This is a genomic window from Aeromicrobium sp. (assembly GCF_025965075.1).
In the GTDB taxonomy this organism is placed as follows: Bacteria; Actinomycetota; Actinomycetes; order Propionibacteriales; family Nocardioidaceae; genus Aeromicrobium.
Genome location: NZ_JAOPXQ010000246.1, coordinates 1 through 3,024 on the forward strand (window position 1 = coordinate 1; position 3,024 = coordinate 3,024).

Sequence of the window (3,024 nt, forward strand, 5' to 3'; positions counted from 1 at the left end):
GAGAGCCCCCGCCGGAGTCGGCGGGGGCTCTCGTACATCGACGGATCAGGCCGGGAAGCGCTCCCACACCCGGTGGCTGCCCAGCAGCTCGATGACGTGCGCGACCACGTCCGCCGCGTCGTCACCGAGGTAGACGCCCTCGGGTGCCGCCGGGAGCCCGCTGGCCTCGAGGACCGAGAGGGCGTCTCCCCAGCCGCCGAGGGCCTTGCCGTGGCGGTACGCCTCGGAGACCAGCAGCGCGACCCGCGGGTCGAGGACGCCGACGGTCGGCGCGCCGCCCTTGGCGTCCACGGCCGGATCGGCGTCCGGGGCCGGCGCCGGGGCACCGGCCAGCAGGATCGTGTCGAGCTCGATCGACCGGACCGTGAGGAACGTCCGCTGCACCGGCACGGGGTCGCCGGCCTCGTCGGTCAGCATCCCGCCGGTCGAGGCGATCACCAGCGGCACCATGCCCGCCGCGAAGATCGCGTCACGCGCGGCCCGGACGTCGCCGAGATCGTCGACCCCGTCCGGCACGACGATGCCCACGAGCCGTCCGTCGGCCGGCCACGTCCCACCGACCTGCGAGAGTGCCGGGCTGGGCACCTCGTCGGTCAACGGGATCGTCGGCTCCGGCGCGGGCAGGCCGAGGCCGGCCGCGACGGTGGCGCACAGGTCGGGGTCGATGTTGGCCAGTGCCAGCAGCTGGCGCTCCTTGATCGCCTGCTCGTAGCACTTGCCGAGCTCGAACGTGTACGACTGGGCGACGTGCGCCTGCTCGACCGGGGTCAGGCTCAACCAGAACAGCCGGGCCTGGCTGAAGTGGTCGTCGTACGTCGCGGGTGCCTCACGCACCTTGGTCGACGCCTCGACCGGCTGGGGCACGTCGATGAACGCGCTCATGTCCTCACCGGCGAGGAACGGGCAGCCGCCGTCGAGCGAGTTGGGCCTGTAGGGCGCGATCCCGGTGTGCACGGCGTCCTGGTGGAAGCCGTCCCGCAGCATGTCGTTGACCGGGGCGTGCGGCCGGTTGATCGGGATCTGGTCGAAGTTCGGCCCGCCCAGGCGGGTCAGCTGGGTGTCGAGGTAGGAGAACAGCCGGCCCTGGAACAGCGGGTCGTCGGTCGCGTCGATGCCCGGCACGAAGTGGCCGGCGTGGAACGCGACCTGCTCGGTCTCGGCGAAGTAGTTGCCCGGGTTGGCGTTGAGCGTCATGGTCCCGATGACCTGCACCGGGGCGAGCTCCTCGGGCACGAGCTTGGTCGAGTCGAGCAGGTCGATGCCCTCGAACATCTGGTCCGGGGTGTCGGGGAAGACCTGCACGGCGAGGTCCCACTCGGGGTGGGCGCCGGCCTCGATCGCGTCCGCGAGGTCCCGACGGTGGAAGTCCGGGTCGACGCCGGCGGCGAGCTGCGCCTCCTCCCAGGTCAGGGAGTGGACGCCGAGGCGCGGCTTCCAGTGGAACTTCACCAGGGTCGTCTCGCCCGCGGCGTTGACGAGGCGGAACGTGTGGACGCCGAAGCCCTCCATCATCCGGTACGACCGCGGGATGCCGCGGTCGGACATGTTCCAGATCGCGTGGTGCTGGCCCTCGGTGTGCAGGGACACGAAGTCCCAGAACGTGTCGTGCGCGCTCTGCGCCTGGGGGATCTCCAGATCCGGGTGCGGCTTGCCCGCGTGGATGACGTCCGGGAACTTGATCGCGTCCTGGATGAAGAAGACCGGGATGTTGTTGCCGACCAGGTCGAAGTTGCCCTCGGTCGTGTAGAACTTCACCGCGAAGCCGCGGGTGTCACGGACCGTGTCGGCCGAGCCGCGCGAGCCCAGGACGGTCGAGAACCTGGTGAACACCGGGGTCGTCGCACCCTTGGCGAGGAACGCCGCGCGGGTCAGCTCCGAGGCGGCGCCGTTCGAGGTGAAGACGCCGTGGGCGGCCGCGCCGCGGGCATGCACGACGCGCTCGGGGATGCGCTCGTGGTCGAAGTGCATGATCTTCTCGCGCAGGTGGTGGTCCTGCAGCAGGACCGGCCCGCGGGGTCCGGCCTTGAGTGAGTGATCGGTGTCGCGGAGCGGGACCCCGGTCGCGGTCGTGAGGTGCGCACCCTGCTGCGCCGCGGCGAGCTCGCCGTCCTTGGACGGTGCGCCGGTCGGGGAGTGCGGGACCGGTCCGTGCTGGGCGGGCTTGGGCGGCAGCGGGTCGTGCGGCTCGGTGGGCTCGTCGACGGTGGGTGTGCCGCTGCCCGGTGTGCCGGGGATGAGTGGCGCCGCGTCCGTCACGGCCTTCTTGGCCTCGTGCGCGACCTCGCCGGCGATGTCTCGTGCCTTGCCGGCCAGTCCGCCGGGCTCGTTCTTCGTCATGGTCCCCCTCGTGGTCGTGGTGCCGCGATCTGCGGACGTGCGCACGTACCCGGAGGGTCGCCCCGGCAAACGGCACAGATTTGACCCGAGGGACGTGGCGGGACTGTCACGATGCGGATCGCCGCATGATTTTATTTGCGGCGATCGTCCTTGCCAGCCTCTGTGACGCTGCGCATACTCGATGGGGAACTCAAGGTCGACGCAGACCTGGCGCACGGTTCTCCTCATACGGGAACCGGCCCAGATCGACAGGGTCACGCTGGACGTGACAGGACTCCGCCACCGGCTCACGCAGACAGGTGGCGGCACGTCGCGGCCTTGTCGGCGACGGAACCGAGGGGTTCCTCGCGGTGGCGTGTCGGCCCCGGGCCACGAGGCCGGCACGCCAACCGTTGGAGTTCGGGAGAAGTCGGCTGCGGCCCGAGGGAGGTGCGCCATGTATCCGTCCGACGACGCACGCCAGCTCGGCATGCTGTTGCGGATCAGTCGTCGCATCGACATCGTGGGGGATGTCAGCGTCAGCGTCGATGATCCCGCCGAGCTCCTGGCGTGGGCCACCACGCTGCCGTCACCGCAGGTCATCGCGTGGCGCGGGCTGGAGTCCGACAGGAGGTACGTCCAGGTGAGCGCCGCACATCACCGCAGCCCCATCCACGGCACGGCCACCGCTGTGCTGATCTGCGACGG

At 70.9% G+C, this 3,024-nt stretch carries 2 protein-coding genes; one reads left to right on the plus strand and one right to left on the minus strand.

Annotated features, from left to right (window positions below; genetic code table 11):
• Nucleotides 1-45: 45 nt before the first annotated feature.
• Nucleotides 46-2,337, minus strand: coding sequence for a catalase (locus tag JWQ91_RS14735; protein WP_297785742.1), 2,292 nt, complete (start codon nt 2,335-2,337; stop codon nt 46-48).
• A gap of 436 nt (nt 2,338-2,773) precedes the next feature.
• Here JWQ91_RS14735 and JWQ91_RS14740 point away from each other — a divergent pair.
• On the plus strand, nt 2,774-3,024 hold a 251-nt coding region (locus JWQ91_RS14740; RefSeq protein ID WP_297785745.1), incomplete at its 3' end, for a hypothetical protein.